General features: G+C 67.2%; 14 protein-coding genes. 12 read left to right on the top strand and 2 right to left on the bottom strand.

Annotated elements, in window-relative coordinates:
* Position 1: 1 nt before the first annotated feature.
* From PWF70_RS15940 to PWF70_RS15915, 6 genes are all read left to right on the top strand, one after another.
* Positions 2-1,207 carry an acyl-CoA dehydrogenase family protein gene (locus tag PWF70_RS15940; protein ID WP_042376327.1) on the top strand — a complete coding sequence of 402 codons (1,206 nt, stop codon included), beginning with the start codon at positions 2-4 and terminating at the stop codon, positions 1,205-1,207.
* A 61-nt stretch (positions 1,208-1,268) separates the two neighbouring features.
* Positions 1,269-2,192 (top strand): SDR family oxidoreductase, encoded by a 924-nt coding sequence (locus tag PWF70_RS15935; RefSeq protein ID WP_006356750.1) that lies wholly within the window; start codon positions 1,269-1,271, stop codon positions 2,190-2,192.
* Entirely contained in the window at positions 2,189-3,445 is a 1,257-nt protein-coding gene (locus PWF70_RS15930) for an FAS1-like dehydratase domain-containing protein (RefSeq protein ID WP_006356751.1), read from the top strand. The genes PWF70_RS15935 and PWF70_RS15930 overlap by 4 nt, the downstream gene beginning before the upstream one ends.
* A gap of 9 nt (positions 3,446-3,454) precedes the next feature.
* Complete coding sequence (locus PWF70_RS15925; protein ID WP_006356752.1) at positions 3,455-4,582, top strand: acyl-CoA dehydrogenase family protein; 1,128 nt, start codon at positions 3,455-3,457, stop codon at positions 4,580-4,582.
* Complete coding sequence (locus PWF70_RS15920) at positions 4,579-5,352, top strand: enoyl-CoA hydratase/isomerase family protein (protein WP_006356753.1); 774 nt, start codon at positions 4,579-4,581, stop codon at positions 5,350-5,352. Before PWF70_RS15925 ends, PWF70_RS15920 begins: the two co-directional genes overlap by 4 nt.
* Before the next feature lie 186 nt (positions 5,353-5,538).
* Positions 5,539-5,790, top strand: a complete 252-nt coding sequence (locus PWF70_RS15915; protein WP_006356754.1) for a hypothetical protein — start codon at positions 5,539-5,541, stop codon at positions 5,788-5,790.
* Positions 5,791-5,805: 15 nt separating this feature from the next.
* On the opposite strand, the gene PWF70_RS15910 is transcribed toward PWF70_RS15915, so the two are convergent.
* Positions 5,806-8,079 (bottom strand): ATP-binding protein, encoded by a 2,274-nt coding sequence (locus PWF70_RS15910; RefSeq protein WP_006356755.1) that lies wholly within the window; start codon positions 8,077-8,079, stop codon positions 5,806-5,808.
* Between the two features lie 418 nt (positions 8,080-8,497).
* On the opposite strand from PWF70_RS15910, the gene PWF70_RS15905 reads away from it, so the two are divergent.
* From PWF70_RS15905 to PWF70_RS15880, 6 genes are all read left to right on the top strand, one after another.
* Positions 8,498-9,883 (top strand): glycine--tRNA ligase, encoded by a 1,386-nt coding sequence (locus PWF70_RS15905; protein ID WP_006356756.1) that lies wholly within the window; start codon positions 8,498-8,500, stop codon positions 9,881-9,883.
* A 148-nt stretch (positions 9,884-10,031) separates the two neighbouring features.
* Complete coding sequence (locus PWF70_RS15900; protein WP_042376324.1) at positions 10,032-10,517, top strand: cold-shock protein; 486 nt, start codon at positions 10,032-10,034, stop codon at positions 10,515-10,517.
* Positions 10,510-11,826 carry a deoxyguanosinetriphosphate triphosphohydrolase gene (locus PWF70_RS15895; protein ID WP_042376322.1) on the top strand — a complete coding sequence of 439 codons (1,317 nt, stop codon included), beginning with the start codon at positions 10,510-10,512 and terminating at the stop codon, positions 11,824-11,826. The genes PWF70_RS15900 and PWF70_RS15895 overlap by 8 nt, the downstream gene beginning before the upstream one ends.
* Before the next feature lie 77 nt (positions 11,827-11,903).
* A complete protein-coding gene (gene dnaG, locus PWF70_RS15890; RefSeq protein WP_075862993.1) occupies positions 11,904-13,829 on the top strand; it encodes a DNA primase in 1,926 nt (641 codons plus the stop codon).
* A 76-nt stretch (positions 13,830-13,905) separates the two neighbouring features.
* Positions 13,906-14,451, top strand: coding sequence for a dihydrofolate reductase family protein (locus PWF70_RS15885; protein WP_035751317.1), 546 nt, complete (start codon positions 13,906-13,908; stop codon positions 14,449-14,451).
* A 38-nt stretch (positions 14,452-14,489) separates the two neighbouring features.
* Positions 14,490-15,290 carry an alpha/beta fold hydrolase gene (locus PWF70_RS15880; protein WP_035751318.1) on the top strand — a complete coding sequence of 267 codons (801 nt, stop codon included), beginning with the start codon at positions 14,490-14,492 and terminating at the stop codon, positions 15,288-15,290.
* Positions 15,291-15,387: 97 nt separating this feature from the next.
* Here PWF70_RS15880 and PWF70_RS15875 read toward each other — a convergent pair whose 3' ends face one another.
* Complete coding sequence (locus PWF70_RS15875) at positions 15,388-16,533, bottom strand: acyl-CoA dehydrogenase family protein (RefSeq protein WP_035751319.1); 1,146 nt, start codon at positions 16,531-16,533, stop codon at positions 15,388-15,390.
* Positions 16,534-16,542: the final 9 nt, after the last annotated feature.

Raw genomic sequence — 16,542 nt, 5'->3', positions numbered from 1 at the left:
CATGACTCCGACCATTGATGAGTTCGTCGGTGAGGCAAGGCAATTCCTCGGGGCGGTGACCAGGAAGCAGGGCGGGTCGACACCCGACGCGGCGGCCAAGTCGCGATATGCACTGTTCTCCGGTTCGACCGACGCCGAGTTGACCGCGGCGGTCGACTATCAGCGAGCGGCGTTCGACGCAGGGTTCGGCTGGATCACCGGTCCGTCGGACCTCGGTGGTTCCGGACTGTCGGGTGCCTACGAGAGGGCCTTCGCGGCCGTCGAACGCGAGTTCCCGATCCCTTCGAAGGGGCCGCTGTCGGTGAGCCTGGGCATGGTTGCCCCGACCCTCGCGCAGTTCGGTTCTCCGGAGGCGACGGTTAAGTGGCTCACAGGGTTACGGCGTGCCGACATCATCGGCTGCCAGCTGTTCAGTGAGCCCGCCGCCGGGTCAGATCTGGCTGCGGTGCGCACCAGGGCGGTGCAGGACGAGGGCAGCGGGGAGTGGACGCTCAACGGGCAGAAGGTCTGGACTTCGGGGGCGCACTACTCCGACATCGGGATCGCGCTCACCTGCACGAGCGACGGTCCACGGCACAAGAACATGACCGCCTTCGTCGTGGACATGCGGACCCCCGGCGTCGACGTGCGACCGCTGCGTCAGATCACCGGTGCGGCCGACTTCAACGAGGTGTTCCTGACCGACGTGACGCTGCCCGACTGGTGCCGTCTCGGCGAGGTCGGACAGGGCTGGTCGGTCGCCATCGCGATGCTCATGCACGAACGGAACGCCATCGGGGGATCGTCGAGCGGCGGCAGCGGCTTGTTCCGGATGGACGACCTCGCGGCCTGGATTCGGGATCTCGGTCGCCACAAGGACCCCGCGGTGATCGAGGCCTTCGCCAGGGTCTACTCGGGCGTCACCTCCGCCAAGGCGATGCGCCGCCGAGCCGACGCCAATCTCAAGGCCAACGGCGTTCCGGGTCCGGAGATGTCGCTCGGCAAGCTCGCGCTGACGGCAAATCTGCAGGCGCTCAGCGACCTCGTGACAACCGTGCTGGGTCCGCGCCTGATCGCGGACATCGGCGTACCGCGCACCTATGCCTGGTCGGAGTTCGTGCTCAGCGTGCCGGGGATGCGCATCGGCGGCGGTACCGATGAGATCCACCGCAATACGGTGGCCGAACGCTTTCTCGGTCTTCCCAAGGACAAACCGGCTCGAACCTAGTTGCCGGCAACCGATTTCGTCGCCCCGCATACGGGCGACGACTCACAAGTAAGGAAATTCGATGGGACACCTCGACGGAAAGACAGTCATCGTCACCGGCGCCGGCCGCGGCATCGGACGTGAGCATGCTCTGCTGTTCGCGGCGGAGGGCGCCAACGTGGTCGTCAACGACCTCGGTGGTTCGCAGGACGGCAGCGGCGCCGCAACCGGTCCGGCCCAGGACGTGGTCGACGAGATCGCCGCGGCGGGCGGTCGCGCCGTCGCCAACGGTGACGACGTCGCCGACTCGGCGGGCGCCAACCGGATCGTGGCCACCGCGATCGACACCTTCGGCGGCGTCGACGGACTGGTGAACAACGCGGGAATCCTGCGGGACCGCGTGCTGGTGAACATCGACGACGATGACTGGGATCTCGTACTGCGGGTGAACCTCCGCGGTACCTTCCTCATGACCCGCGAGGTCTCACGCTTCTGGCGCGAGCGGAGCAAAGCCGGCGAGCAGGTTGCCGGATCGGTGGTCAACACCAGCAGCGAATCGGGCGTCTTCGGCAACCCGGGGCAGACCAACTACTCCGCTGCCAAGGCCGCGGTCGCGAGTCTCACCCAGGTCGCCAGCAAGGAACTGGCACGCTACGGCGTGCGGGTGAATGCGATTCTGCCGCAGGCACGGACGCGGCTCACCGAGGGTGCATTCGGCGACGCTCTGGCCGGCAAGGAAGGCGAGTTCGATCGCTTCGACCCGGCCAACGTGTCACCCTTCGTCGGGTACCTGCTCGCGGCGGAGTGCCCGCTCACCGGCGAGGTCTTCCTGGTCGGCGGTTCGCGCGTGCAGCGGATCAAGCCGTGGGCCAAGGATTCGGAGTGGAAGCTCATGACCGACGGTCGGTGGACTCTCGACGCGCTGGCCAAAGCCGTCGCCGACGCCGGCATCCCCAGCGGCGGCAGCACCTGGACCGCCAACCCGGAAAAGGCGGCTGCGAAATGACCACCACCGAAACAACTCCGGCGACAACTGCGGTGTCGACGACGTCTGATGCGGTGGACAAGACCACCGAGGCCAAGATGCCCGAGGCGGTCATCACCGACGAGATGATCGCGTCGATGGAAGCCCGTGCGGGTGTCGACCTCCGGATCGACCACTCGATCAACAACGAAGAAGCCACCCGCATCGCGGTGATCAAGTTCGCCGGCGGGATCGGTGACATCAACCCGTTGTGGACCGACGCCGAGCACGCCGAACGATCCGATTACGGTGCGCCGGTGGCGCCTCCGTCCTTCGTCATCGGGTGCTTCTCCGGCATCCAGTTCGGCTGGCCCGGACTCGGCGCTTTCCACAACGCCACCCAGGCACGTTTCCACCAGCCGGTCTACTGGGGCGACACGATCACCGCGACCTGCCGATACGATGGCTTCACCGGCCCGCGTCCGAGCAAGTTCGCCGGCCGGATGGTGACCGATCACTTCGTCAACACCTACCGCAACCAGCACGGTGAGCTCGTCGCCGAGATCGACTGGCAGGTGGTTAATTTCGAGCGCGGTTCGGCGAAGTCGCGCTCGAAGTCGGCAGTGAAGGACTCGGGCAGGCCGGAACTGGTCCTACCGCATCCGTGGCAGGAGGAGGAGATCCGCGAGGTCGAGGAGCGGGTTCTCGACGAGCAGCCGCGCGGCGCTGAACCGCGCTACTGGGAGGACGTGCAGGTCGGCGACGCGATCCAGACCCTCACCAAGGGACCGATCGGCCTGACCGACGAGGTCGCCTTCATCGCCGGCGGCGGCACCCCGATCCCGCGACTCAAGGCGCACGCCGCCGCACTGGTCGACTACCAGGCGCACCCGGCGTGGTCGTTCCGCGACCAGGTCATGGGATCCAGCGAGCCGATCTACGCGGTCCACTACAACAAGGCGGCCGCCAATGCGATGGGCGTGGCCTTCCAGTACGACGTCGGCTTCCAGCGGCAGTGCTGGCAGACGCAACTGCTCACCAACTGGTGCGGTGACGACGGCTGGGTGCGCGATTGCAGTTCCGAGTACCGGGGCTTCGTTTACCTGTCCGACGTGGTCACCCTCGGCGGCGAGGTCACCGGCAAGTCGGTGGGCCAGGACGGCGAACATCTGGTGGAACTGCGCACCTTCGCACGCAACCAGCGCGGCGCCGATGTCATGCCCGGAACGGCGACGATCGCGCTGCCGACCCGCGACGCGACGTCGCCGGTCGCGCGTCGAGCCCGAACGGACTAGGGGATCGCGATGGCAATCGATGCACAGGAACGTGCGGCTCTGGCCGAGGCGGTGCGCGACGCCTCCTCGGCCGGGCCGCGCGAGTTCCTCGACGATCACGGCCGACCCCAACGGGACGGGCAACTGTGGAAGGTCCTGACCGAGCAGATGGGACTCGGCGGACTGCTCGTCCCCGAGGCTGACGGGGGCGCGGGTGCAGGGGTCGCGGAGCTGGCAGTCGTTCTCGAAAATCTCGGCGCCACACTGGCCGTGGTGCCGGCGCTGTCATCCATCGGCATCGCCGGAACGCTGCTCCGCGTCGCCGGGACCACGCAGGCCCGCGCGATGTCCGTCCGGCTCTCCGAAGACGGGCTGGCCGCGACCGTCTGCTGGCCGGACCCGGCGTCGATGCCACCCGCCGGTGTCTCGGCGACTGCTTGTCGCGCCACCGACAGTGAATCTGTCATCGTCAGCGGACGCGCCGAGTTCGTCCTCGACGGTGCGGACGCAGACGTTGTGCTGGTGCCGGTCACCATCGACGGAACCGACGCGATCGTGGCCGTCGACACGGCGGCGCCCGGCCTCACCCGAACCGCGATGACAGGTCTCGACCTCACCCGGGGAATGGCTGTCGTGGAATTCCTCGATGCACCGGGAACCCTTGTCGCCGACAATGTCTCCCTGGAGACAGCGGCGGATCTGGCGCTTGTGCTCATCGCCGCCGAACAGGTGGGCATCGCCCAGCAATGTCTCCAGGTGGCGGTCGCGTGGGCCAAGGACCGCGTGCAGTTCGACCGTCCCATCGGTCAGTTCCAGGCGATCAAACATCAGCTCGTGGATCTGCTCATGGCCACCGAACTCGCGCGTTCGGCCCTCGATGTGGCGGTCGCGGCTGCCGACGCCTATCTCGCCGCACCATCGGATGCAGTCGCGCGAGAGCTGTCGGTCGCCGCGAGCGCGGCCAAAGCCCGATGTGGTGACGCGGCGATGGTCGTCGCCGACGAGTGCCTGCACATCCTCGGCGGCATCGGGTTCACCTGGGAACACGACGCACATCTGTACCTACGGCGGGCCAAGGCGCTGGAAGTCCTGATGGGCACGCCCGCCGATCACCGGTCGCGATATGCCGTTCTACTGCTGGAGGATTCCGCCCGATGACTGATCCCACTGTCCTGCTCGAGGTCGATGACGCCGGGGTGGCCACCTTGACCTGGAACCGTCCGGACCGCAAGAACGGTCTCAACAAGGACATGGTTGACGAGGCGATCGTCGCCCTGGAACAGGTGTGGGCCGATGACCGCTGCCGCGTGCTGGTGATCACGGGCGCCGGTTCGGCGTTCTGCTCCGGTATGGATCTCGCCGAGAAGATCCTTCCCGACGAGATGACGTTCATGCGTCGGGTCGGTCACCTGTGCACGCTGATCCACGACCTACCGATCCCGGTGATCGCGAAGGTGCGTGGTGGTGCAGTCGGGTACGGCGCGAACCTCGCTCTGTGCGCGGATCTGGTGGTGGCCGGTGAGGACGCGGTCTTCGGCGAGATCTTCGCCGAGCGCGGCCTGTCGATCGACGGCGGGGGCTCGTGGTCGGTTCCCCGGCTCGTCGGGCTCGGCCGCGCAAAGGAGATCATGTTCCTCGCCTCTCGTGTGACCGGGCCCGAAGCGAGGGAGATGGGGCTGGTGAACCGCTGCGTTCCCAATGCCGACGTCGACGCCGTGGTCGGCGACTGGGCGAGGCGACTGGCCGACGGTCCCCGCCGGGCGCTGTCGGTGATCAAGCAGCAACTCAACGCGTCGTTCGAACGGTCCTTCGCCGACGCGATCGAGTCCGAGGCGGTGGGGCAGGCGTACTCGTTCCGCTCGAAGGAATCACGCGAGGGAGCTCGGGCCTTCTTCGAGAAGCGCATCCCGGACTTCCGTTCTTGCTGACGCACGGGCGACGATCCACCGCTGTGGCCGGCTCCGCAATGGAACGATGTGGGACCGATGTGTCGTGATTCACGTGCGCGCAGCGCGTGTGACCCAGCTCATAGGTAGTGACTTAGGTACTTCTGCGAATGGAAACGAGCGTCTCCCGCGACCAAGCTTGTAGGTGGCAACAAGGAGGCCTCAGGAATGAACGCAACGCAGCTAGACGTACTGGAGCGGGTCGCCATCGACGAGTTGGCGGATCGGGTGTGTGGCTCGAACGGCGCGGTGGCCCCGCCCGCCCGGCGGGAATCCATTGGCACCGACATCGGCACGATGCGCCGGCTCGTCGAACTGGGACTGGTCACCGACACTGCGGACGCTGCCTGCGGACGCCGGCACCGGATGACGCCGGCCGGGGTCGAGGCCCTGGCCTATCTTTCCTCGGTGGCCGAGTGATAAACGGCCCAGCAGTCAACCGTCGACGCCGGCGCTGACCCACCGGGCAATCTGGGTTCGGGACCGAAAACCCAGCTTGGTCAGGATGTGGTCGACGTGGGCATCGACGGTACGGGGCGAGATCGTGAGCTTGGTGGCGATCTCCCTGTTCGTCAAACCCTCCGCCACCAATGCGGCGACCTGGTTCTCGCGGCGGGTCAAGACCGACCGAGACGACGCCGTCGAGCGGGTCACGGGAGCGGCACCGGCTCTGCGGGCCAGTCGCACCGCGTCATCGAGCGGCAGGGCCCGGCCTCGGGCGACGGCAGACTCGAAAGTCTCGTCACCGAGGACCCCGCGTAACCGGTTCTCGATGGTGCTCGTGACCGTGCTGAGCGCTGCCTGCGCCAGCTTCATCTGGCTGTGACGGTGCCACACCGTGCGAGCCGCCCCAAGCAGCGTGGCCGCACGTTCGGGCTCGTCCTCGGCCGCGCAGCAACCGATCACCTCGATGCAGACCGCGACCATGCCGGGATAATCGAATGCCTCGTACAACTCGATCGCCGTGAGCATGAACGATTCTGCGGCGACGATGTCGCCCTGATGCCAGCGGAGAATTCCCAGCGGCCCCAGTGCGAGTGCTTTGACCAGATGCGCACCGTGGCGATCGGCGAACTCCAGGCCCCGGATGGCGTACTGCTCGGCCTCGTCGTCCTCGAGGATGAGCGCGTAAAGCGCCGACAGCGGCATGCAGTCGGCGACCACGCCGTCATCCGCCCGGCCCCCACCCGGTTCGACCGCCCGCTCGGCGAGCTCGAAAGCCCGGACATTGTCGTGACGCAGCGACGCCCCCAGAGCGGCCGCGAAACACGCGATGCCGGCGAACCGGCCTATCCCGAGACTTTCAGTCAGGTCGTGATGCTCGTGAAGGTAGGACTCCGCCAGCTCGACTTCGCCGACCAGGAAGCCCAGGACGCTCCCTACGACGAGCGCCTCGGCCCGCGGCTCGGCGGGCTCCACGACCTCCTCGATCGTCCGGCAGGTCCACTGGAAGCCCTCGAGTAGCGTGCCCGACTGCGACCAGTAGGGACGAAGTGCGCGCACCATCGCGGCGGCCGTCGCGGCTTCGGCTGTCTCGCTGAGGCTGAAGCTCAGGGCCTCCCGGAGATTCGCGTGTTCGGCGCGGGTGCTGCGGAACCACTCGATGTCGTCCGGGCTGCAGTAATCGGTGTACGACCGCTCGGCCAGGCGCAGGAAGTAGTCGCGATGCCGGACCCTGATCGCGGGCGCATCGCCGGAGGACTCCAGCTTGTCGAGCGCGTACTGGCGCATCGGCCCGAGCAGCCGGTAGCGTTCTCGTGTGGCATGGTCGTCGACTCGAACGATCATGGATTTGTCGAGCAACCCGATCAACTCGCGAAGCACCCCGGAGCCGGAGCCGGACGGCAGGCAGACTCCGTCGGCGGTTTCCGCGGTGAAGCCGCCGACGAAAACGGAAAGCTGTTCCCACACCTGGCGTTCTCGCTCGGAGCACAGCTGATAGCTCCAGTCGGCAATGGATTCCACGGTGCGGTGCCGCGGCGTGCGACCCGGTTCGGCCGACGTCAGCAGCGTGCTGTCGCCGAGTCGCGCGGCGATCTCGGCGGGACCGAAGATCCTGATGTTCGCCGCCGCGAGTTCGATGGCCAGCGGCAGTCCCTCGAGCTGGCGGCAGATGTCCTCGATGGCGGCACGGTTGTCGTTCGTGATCCGGAAATCGGGCTGGGCGGCGGAGGCGCGTTCCTCGAAGAGCAACATGGCCTCGCCCAGCCCGCCGGACGATTCGACGGTCAGCGGACTCACCGGAAAGAGTTGTGCGCCTTCGACTCCCAACACGTGCCGACTCGTCGCCAGAATCTTGACGGACGGTGCGGCAGACAGAATCCGACGAACCAGGCCGGAGCAGGCGTCGATGAGGTGCTCACAGTTGTCGAGGACCAGCAGGAGTCTCTTCGTCCGCAGGTGCTCGGCGAGGAGCCCGAAGGCGTCGGCGGAATCGGTGCGAAGCCCGAACATTCCGCAGATGGTCTGGGTCAGCAGGCCGCTGTGGCGGAGGTCGGCCAGCTCGACGACCCAGACGCCGTCCGGGAAATCGCGGCGCACGCTCGCTGCGACTGCCACTCCAAGACGCGACTTGCCGACTCCGCCGACGCCGGTGAGCGTCAACAGGCGTGTGGTTCCGAGGAGCTTCCTCGCTCGGGTCAGATCGTCACGCCGACCGACAAAGCTGGTCAGTTCCACCGGCAGGTTGCCGGTCGGCCGCGAAGTCATCGGCCCAGTATCTCACTTCGCCCGATCGTCCGAGTGGAGCGTCGCGCGCCGAAAACCGGTCCGAGATCCGCGCGCAGCACGGATCGTCCGGGTCGTGGACCCGGTGGGCAGCATGCAGACTTTGTTCGCACGGTGAATAGTTTACAAATCAGATAAATGCGGCCGCGGCGCCGTCGGTCGTCCGGCTGCTGAGCCGACCCGATTCCGGCGGTTGATCGACGCCGTCGACATCGACGTCTACGACCACGGATCGAAGTGTTCTCCGAGGAGGCGTAAACACCACTGCATTCGGGAACAGAGCATGTGCTCGGTAGTCTGTAAGGGTTGCCGTGCGCGCGCCTGACCCCACCCGGTCGCACCGCGCACGAGCAGGACAGTACAAAAGTCGAATACCTCAACCCGTGGAGAGCAGTTAACCGTGGCCGCCCAGTCCAAAGTGGAATCCGTCGTCAACCTCGCCAAGCGCAGGGGTCTGGTCTACCAGTGCGGTGAGATCTACGGCGGCACCAAGTCGGCCTGGGATTACGGCCCGCTCGGCGTCGAACTCAAGGACAACATCAAGCGGCAGTGGTGGCGGAACATGGTCATCAGCCGTGAGGACGTCGTCGGTCTCGACTCGTCGGTCATCCTGCCGCGCCAGGTCTGGGAGGCGTCGGGCCACGTCGAGGTGTTCACCGATCCGCTCGTCGAGTCGCTGCACACCCACAAGCGCTACCGCGCCGATCACCTGATCGAGGCCTACGAGGCCAAGCACGGCCACCCGCCGGAGAACGGCCTGGCCGACATCAACGACCCGGAGACCGGCCAGCCCGGCAACTGGACCGAGCCCAAGGCGTTCAGCGGTCTGATGAAGACCTTCCTCGGCCCCGTCGACGACGAAGAGGGGCTGCATTACCTCCGTCCGGAGACCGCGCAGGGCATCTTCGTGAACTTCAAGAACGTGATGACCACCGCGCGCAAGAAGCCGCCGTTCGGCATCGCGCAGATCGGCAAGAGTTTCCGCAACGAGATCACGCCGGGCAACTTCATCTTCCGCACGCGCGAGTTCGAGCAGATGGAGATGGAGTTCTTCGTCAAGCCGGGCGAAGACGAAGAGTGGCACCAGTACTGGATCGATCAGCGCTTCAACTGGTACACGAACCTGGGTATCGATCCGGAGAACCTGCGACTCTACGACCACCCCAAGGAGAAGCTGTCGCACTACTCCAAGCGGACCGTCGACGTCGAGTACAAGTTCGGTTTCGCCGGCAACCCGTGGGGCGAGCTCGAAGGCGTCGCGAATCGCACCGACTACGACCTCTCGACCCACAGCAAGCACTCCGGTGAGGACCTGTCGTTCTTCGACCAGGCCACCGGCGAGCGCTACACGCCGTACGTCATCGAGCCGGCAGCCGGTCTGACCCGTTCGCTGATGGCGTTCCTGTGCGACGCCTACACCGAGGAGGAGGTGCCGAACGCCAAGGGCGGCACCGACACCCGAACGGTGCTGCGCCTCGACCGTCGCCTCGCCCCGATCAAGGTCGCGGTCCTGCCGCTGTCGCGCAACGAGAAGCTGTCGCCGAAGGCGCGCGATCTCGCCGCCGAACTGCGCAAGCACTGGAACGTCGAGTTCGACGACGCGCAGGGAATCGGCAAGCGTTACCGCCGTCAGGACGAGATCGGCACGCCGTTCTGCGTGACCGTCGACTTCGACACCCTCGACGACCAGGCCGTGACCGTGCGTGAGCGCGACACCATGAGCCAGGAGCGCGTGGCCCTCGACAAGGTCGCCGAATATCTCGGCGGCAAGCTGCTCGGCGCCTGATCGCCCGCCGCCACACCCGGGTACCGGGGTGTGGCGGAACGGTCACGATTCCGCCTGACCTGCTGATGTCTGTCACACTTGATGGCGAGTTGTCGCGCGGAGGAGGGCATGGGGCCGTCATGTGCGCGACGAGAGAGTGAGTGGAGTCGTGTCTGTCAGCGGGAAAGTCGTTCATTACGACGCAAATCGGGGATTCGGGTTCTTGGCGCCGGAGTCGGGCGGTGCCGATGTGTTCCTCCACATCAACGACATCGACATCGACGAGAGCTCGCTGAAGCCGGGTGCCAAGGTGTCGTTCGACATCGAGGAGACCGATCGCGGTTCCAAGGCGATCAACGTCGCCGTGACCGAGGCGGCTCCGGCCGACGATTCGGCAGGTGCGCGTGCGCATCGTCGCGACGAGCACCACGGTCGTGGGGATCGCGGCGATCGGGGCCACCGTCGTGACGATCGTGACGACCGCGGCAGCCGACGCCCGCGCGGCGGCAGCGGTTCGCTCGATGCAGGCGCCTTCACCGAGGAGCTGACCGAGTTGCTCCTCGACGCCGACGACGACCTCACCGCACGCCAGATCGTGGCCATCCGCCAGCGGGTCACCGATTTCGCGGTCGGCCGGGGCTGGGTGCTTGACTAGCACCCAATCCGGTTCCGGCGCCGCCGGCCATGTCCTCCCGGCCGTGGCCGCCTACGGCGACGAGGCCGTCGAACGTTATGTCCCCGAGGGTGCCAAGGTCGCGAGTCTTCCGGGCACCCGAACGGATCATCGCAGCGATTTCGCGCGCGACCGTGCGCGCGTGCTGCACTCTGCCGCGTTGCGTCGGCTGGCCGACAAGACACAGGTCGTCGGACCACGCGAAGGCGACACCCCGCGTACCCGGCTGACCCATTCTCTCGAGGTGGGTCAGATCGGGCGGGGCATCGCCATCGGCCTGGGTGCCGAACCCGACCTCGTCGAACTCGCCGGCCTCGCCCACGACATCGGGCATCCGCCGTACGGGCACAACGGGGAACGGGCGCTCGACGAGGTGGCCGTCGACTGTGGCGGCTTCGAAGGCAACGCGCAGAACCTCCGCATCCTCACGCGGCTGGAACCGAAGCTGCTCGACGCCGACGGCGTCAGTGCGGGCCTCAATCTGACGCGCGCGTCGCTCGACGCGACGCTGAAGTACCCGTGGACGCGGCGTAGTCCCGGCGGAAAGTTCGGCGCCTACGACGACGATGCCGCGACGCTGGACTGGGTTCGCCGGGACGCCCCGGGGGCCCGGAAGTGCATCGAGGCGCAGATCATGGACTGGTCCGACGACGTCGCGTACTCCGTGCACGACCTCGAGGACGGCGTCATCGGCGGTCGTATCGACCTCCGCAGCCTCGGCGACCCGCAGGACCGTCGGGAGATGGCCGAGATCGGCGCCAAGGAATTCCCGGGCCTCGACCCGGAGGCACTCGTCGACGCGGCCCAGCGACTCTACGAGATGGACATCGTGCGGGCGGTCGGCGTCTTCGACGGCACGCTCGACTCCTACGTCGCCCTCAAGCGACTGACCAGTGAGCTCATCGGGCGGTTCGCGTCGGCGGCCATCACCGGCACCCGTGCGGTGGTCGGGGACCGGCCGGTGTCGCGCTACGACGCCGACCTCGAGGTGCCGCCGCTCATCGCCGCCGAGGTCCCGATGCTCAAGACCATGGCGCTGCGGTTCATCTTCTCCAACGAACGCCACAAGTCGACCCAGCAGCGTCAGCGGGAACGCATCCACCGCGTCGCGAACTGGTTCGCCGAAGCCGCTCCCGGCGGACTCGACCCGATCTTCGTGCCCTGGTGGAACGCCGCAACCGACGACGCCGCCCGGATGCGGGTGATCGTCGACCAGATCGCGTCGATGACCGAGGGCCGCCTGGAACGCACCGACAAGCAGAACTCCGGGGCTCAGGCGCACCTGGGGTGAGGTCGGTCGGCCGGGTGCTGTCGGCGTGTGTGAAGCGCCCGGTCATCCCCGCGTCGGGAGGTCACTACACTGGACCCGTGGCAGGCCGAATCCCCGATCGTGACATCACGGCGATCCGTGAGCAGACGAGGATCGAGGACATCGTCGGCGACTACGTCGCACTGCGCCGCGCCGGCGCCGACAGCCTCAAGGGACTGTGCCCGTTCCACGACGAGAAGTCGCCGTCGTTCCACGTCCGTCCCAACCACGGTCACTTCCACTGCTTCGGCTGCGGTGAGGGCGGCGACGTCTACAGCTTCCTGCAGAAGCAGGAGCACGTCAGCTTCGTCGAGGCCGTGGAGCAGCTCGCCGACCGGCTCGGCTACCAGATCAACTACGAGGGTGGCGGCACCGCGATCAAGCGGGACCGTGGCACGCGCGCCCGACTCGTCGCCGCCAACGCCGCTGCTGCGAAGTTCTACCAGGCCGCCTTGCAGACCCCGGAGGCGCAGGCGGCGCGGGACTACCTGTCCGAGCGCGACTTCGACGCCGCGGCCGCCGTCCAGTTCGGCTGCGGATACGCGCCCGCCGGCTGGGACACGATGACCAAGGCCCTGCTGTCGCAGGGTTTCGAGTTCAGTGAGCTCGAGGCGGCCGGCCTGTCCAAGCAGGGCCGCAAGGGCCCCATCGACCGATTCCACCGTCGACTCCTCTGGCCCATCCGCAATCTCGGCGGCGACATCATCGGCTTCGGTGCCCGCAAGCTCTACGACGACGACAACCTCGGAAAGTACATGAACACGCCGGAGACCATGCTGTACAAGAAGTCTCAGGTGTTGTTCGGGCTCGACCACGCGAAGAAGAGTATCGCCAAGGGGCATCAGGTCGTCGTGGTCGAGGGTTACACCGACGTCATGGCCATGCATCTCGCCGGCGTCACCACCGCCGTCGCCTCGTGTGGCACGGCCTTCGGTGAAGACCATCTCGCGCTGATCCGTCGCCTGATGATGGACGACTCGTACTTCCGCGGTGAGGTGATCTACACCTTCGACGGCGACGACGCCGGAAAGGCCGCGGCCCTCAAGGCTTTCGAGGGGGAGCAGTCCATCTCCGGCCAGACGTTCGTGGCCATCGCGCCCGACGGCATGGACCCGTGTGAACTCCGTCAGGCCCGGGGCGACACCGCGGTCCGCGACCTCATCGCTCGCCGGGTGCCGATGTTCGAGTTCGCGATCAAGACACTGCTCACCGAACACGACCTGGACACCGCCGAGGGTCGCGTGCATGCCCTGCGTGACACGGTCCCCGTCGTTGCCCGCATCAAGGACATCGCGCTGCGCGACGAGTACGCCCGACAGCTCGCCGGCTGGGTCGGCTGGGAGGAAGTCAGCCAGGTTCTCGGTCGCGTGCGCGAAGAGGGCGCGAAGATCCGGAAGGCAAAAGGCGGCGGGGATTCCGGGCGCAGTGGCCGGCGCGGTGCTCCGGCACGCAACCGGCCGGAGGCGGAGGCGGCGCCGACGTCCGCACGCCCCCAGCCGAACGACCCGCGGCTGTGGCCGCAGCGTGAAGCCCTCAAGGCTGCGCTGCAGTACCCGGCGATCGCCGGCACCGTCTTCGACTCGCTGCCCGTCGAATGCTTCGACGAACCCGCGTATGCCATTGTGCGGCAAGCGATGATCAGTATCGGCGGCACGTCGTCGGGTCTGGGTGGGGCCGCCTGGGTCGACTCCGTCCGCAACGCCGTCGACGATCCGGTCATCGACCCGCTGGTCACCGAGCTCGCCGTCGAGTCGATGCCCGTCGATGAGGAGAACATCGCGCGCTACATCACCAGCGTCCTCGCCCGGTTGCAGGAGGTGTGGGTCGGTTCGCAGATCGCCGACATCAAGTCCCGTCTACGCCGGATGGCCCCGAGCGACGACCCGGACGGCTACAACGCCGTCTTCGGCGATCTCGTGGCGCTGGAGGCGTATCGCCGCAGCCTGCTGGAGCAGGCACTGGACCCGACGGTCGGCGCCGGCTGAGTCCGACCCTCGACGCGATGAGTTCTCGTCGTTCGCCCGGTCTGTCCATCGACCACGTCTGAACGGAGAACATCACATGGCGACGACGATCTACTCGGCATCAGCATCGCTCGACGGCTTCATCGCCGGTCCCGGCGGCGACATGTCCTGGCTGACCCGATTCTTCGGCGAGGACGCAGCCGAGGGCGGCGACAGCACAGCAGCTCTGCGCCTCCGGGAGGGGACCGGCTCGCTGCTGGTGGGTAATCGGAGCTTCCGGGGCGACGACCCCAACAAGGGCACCGATCGCGAAGGCGCCTTCGAGGGTGAATTCCTGGGGCCGACAGTGGTTCTCACGCACAACCCGCCCGCCGAGCCGGTGGAGGGCGTCACCTTCGTCACCGACCTGGACCGCGCCGTGGAGGAAGCACGGCGCCTGGCGGGCGACGCGTACGTCACCGTCATCGGCGCCGACGTCGCACGCCAGATGATCGACGCCGGACTGCTCGACGAGGTCCTCATCTTCCACGTCCCGGTCTTCCTGGGCGACGGGGTCCGGGTCTTCGATCGACCCGGCGGCGGGGAGGTGCGGCTGACGCGTATCCCCGGCGAGGCCGAGTTCTGGTGCCGCGTCGAGAGGTGAGCGGGGTCGGGTGTCGCGCGGTGTGAGAGGCTGGATTCATGACGACGGTGTCGATCGGCGATCTCACGGTGAGCTACTCGGAACAGGGGGGCGGCGAATCCTCCTCAGCGCCAATTGTTCTGGTGCACGGACTGGGCGAGGACAGCCGTAGCTGGACGCACACGCAGCGCGACCTGGCCGACCTGCACACCTACGCCTACGACCTTCGCGGCTTCGGTTCGACGACGGTCGGGGAGGCCGAGGGGACCCTGGATCAGCTCGGACGGGATCTCGTGGGGTTCCTCGAGACGGTGACCGGTCCCGCGATCGTCGTCGGCTTCTCCGCCGGCGGGACGATCGTGCTCTGGGCCGCTGCCGAACGGCCGGATCTGGTGAGCCGCGCCATCGTCCTCGGTACGTCCTCGGTGGTGGGACGAGCCGCGGCCGAGTTCTACAAGCAGCGCGCCGATCAAGCCGCCGACATCTCGAGCGACGAGTTCCGCACCGCGATGCGCGACGATACCGTCGCCGGTCTGGTGTCCGCTCACGATCGCGTCGACGAGATCACGGCCGGGAGGCTCGAGGCGGTCGGGGACGGTGCCGGCTACGCGAACGCGGCCCGCGCGATGGCGGGAGTGCGCGAGCAGCCCCTGACGCCGAGGCTGTCCGAGATCCGGCAGCATGTCGACGTCATCGCCGCAGACCGAGACGCGCTGTGTCCGGAGAAAGCGGCGAAGATGATCGTCGACGGCCTGTCGGACGTGACCTATCGGGTGATCCCGGATTCCGGGCACCTGATGAACGTCGACAACCCGGACACCGTGACCGCGGCGCTGCGCGAGGCGATCGCCGGCGACTGATCGTCGTCTGGTGGTGGGGAGTGGGGCTCTGACCCGGCAGAGGAGAACGGCGATGCCGTCGAAGCCCGCGACGGATTTCGACGGCATCAGACCGCGGTCACAGACCGAGTGAACGCCCGATGATCTCGCGTTGGATCTCGTTGGTTCCGCCGAAGATGGTGGCACCCAGTGAAACCCGTAGATGCTGGACCATGTCGAACTCGGTCGAGTAGCCGTATCCGCCCATCATCTGCATGCCCTCGATCGACATCGCCTTGGCGACCTCGGTGGCCTTCAGCTTCGCCATCGACGACGCCCGCGACAGGTTGGGGCTACGACCGGGCTCATCGGCTGATTGCGCGACGTCGAACACCATCAGGCGTGCGCACTCGATCTCGGTGGCAAGGTCGGCCAGGCGGTGCTTGATCGTCTGGAACGACCCGACGGCCTGCCCGAACTGACTGCGCTCCCGAACGAAGTTCAGGCAGTCGTCGAACGCGCGCTCGGCGGTTCCGAGAGCCTGCGCGGCGAGGATGAGGCGCTCGGTGTCGAGGCCGGCCATGAGCTGCTTCCAGCCCTGGTCGACCTCGCCGATGACCGCCGAGTCGGGCAGGACGCAGTCGGTGAAGTAGAGGTCGTTGACCTCGGTGCCGTTCATCGTGTCGATCGGCTTGATGTCCAGTCCCTCGGTCCCGGCGGGGACGTGGAACATGGTCAGGCCGTGGTGCTTCTTGTCGCCGCGGGTCGTCCGGGCGACGAGGAGGATGCTGTCGGCGAGGTGGGCGTTGGTGCACCAGGTCTTGGACCCGTTGATGACCCAACCCTGCTCGGTCTTCTCGGCTCGGCAGACGAGTGCCGCCACATCTGATCCCGCACCGGCTTCCGACATCGAGATCGAGAGCGCCACGCCGTCGGCGACCCGACCGAGGACCTGGGTCTTGAGTTCCTCGCTCGCGAACCTGTTGTAGATGCCGGCCGTGATGAGCGTCGTACCGAGCCAGGGGATGGGGGCCATCCCCTTGGCGAGTTCACTCAACAACACGCAGAGATCGACGTGGCTGCCACCAGCGCCGCCGTACTCTTCCGGGACATCGATTGCGGCCCAGCCGAGTTCGGCGACCTTGCGATTCAGTTCCAGGCTGTGGGAGTTCCGGCCGAAGTCGGTGAGCTTGTCGCGCTGCTCCTTCGTTCCGACTTCGCGTCGGCAGAATTCGCGGACCGAGGCTGCCAGGTCTTGCTGCTCGGCGGTGAGAGCGATGGGCATGGGGTCTCC

The organism is Gordonia sp. Swx-4, assembly GCF_030316175.1.
Taxonomy (GTDB): Bacteria; Actinomycetota; Actinomycetes; order Mycobacteriales; family Mycobacteriaceae; genus Gordonia; species Gordonia alkanivorans.
Note: the sequence above shows the minus strand (reverse complement) of the source record. Positions and strands in the feature narration are given on the sequence as shown.